We start from the raw sequence: 1,174 nt of genomic DNA, 5'->3' as shown, positions 1-1,174 counted from the left end.
CCTTGCCGCGGACGTTGCATGTGCAGGAGCCGTCGCCGCATGTGGAGTGGTCGGCGGGCGGGGTGCGGCTGCTGACGGAGGCCATGCCGTGGCCGGAGACGGGGCGTGCGCGGCGTGCGGGGGTGTCGTCGTTCGGAGTCAGTGGCACCAACGCGCACATCATCCTCGAACAGGCACCACCGGAGAAGCACCACGCTCCGGCGGACATCTCTTCCCGGCCGTTCCCGTGGATGGTGTCGGCCAAGTCCGAACAGGCGCTACGAGCACAGGCAGCGCAACTCCACGCCTACCTGACAGCGCATCCCGACGTGGATCTGGGCGATGTGGGGTATGCGCTGGCGACCGGCCGTACAGCCTTCGACCACCGTGCCGTGCTCCTGGGCCCGGACCGGGCAGGCTTCCTGGACGCGCTGGGGGCTCTGGAGACCGGTGAGGAGCACGCCGGGCTCGTACGGGGCGTCGTAACCGGGGCGGGGGCGGGGAAGCTGGCGTTCGTGTGTTCCGGACAGGGCACGCAACGCCCCCGCATGGGACACGAGCTCTACCACCAGTTCCCTGTGTTCGCCGAGGCAATGGACGAGGCCTGGACACACCTGGACCCCCACCTCGACCAGCCTCTGCGCGAAGTCATGTTCGCCGAACCGGACAGCGACACCGCGCGCCTGCTGCACCAGACACGCTACGCCCAGCCCGCCCTCTTCGCTCTCCAGATCGCCCTGCACCGGCTGGTCACCGACCACTACGGGCTCAAGCCTCACTACTACGCCGGCCACTCCCTGGGGGAGATCACCGCAGCCCACCTCGCAGGCATCCTCACCCTCCCCGACGCCGCCCGCCTGATCACCACCCGCGCCCGCCTGATGCACACCCTCCCCACCACCGGCGCCATGACCACCCTCCAAGCAGACCCGGATGAACTCCACGAACACCTGGCGGGGTGTGAAGGGCGGGTGTCACTTGCGGCGGTGAACGCGCCTGGGTCCGTGGTCGTCAGCGGTGATCGCGACGACGTCGACGCTATGGCCGAAAACTTCCGCGCCCTGGGGCGCAAGGCCACCCCCCTGAAGGTCAGCGGCGCTTTCCACTCACACCACATCGCCCCCCTCCTGACCGAGCTCCGTGACACGGCCGAAGCCCTCACCTACCACCAGCCGCACACCCCCCTGATCACCGC

Annotated in this window: 1 protein-coding gene; it reads left to right on the top strand. The window is 69.3% G+C overall.

Annotated elements, in window-relative coordinates; translation table 11 throughout:
* On the top strand, window positions 1-1,174 hold a 1,174-nt coding region (locus tag ACFZDL_RS47230), incomplete at both ends, for an acyltransferase domain-containing protein (protein WP_391194640.1).

The organism is Streptomyces sp. NPDC007917 (genome assembly GCF_042959105.1).
Lineage (GTDB): Bacteria > Actinomycetota > Actinomycetes > Streptomycetales > Streptomycetaceae > Streptomyces.
This window is presented reverse-complemented; position numbering and strand designations above follow the sequence as displayed.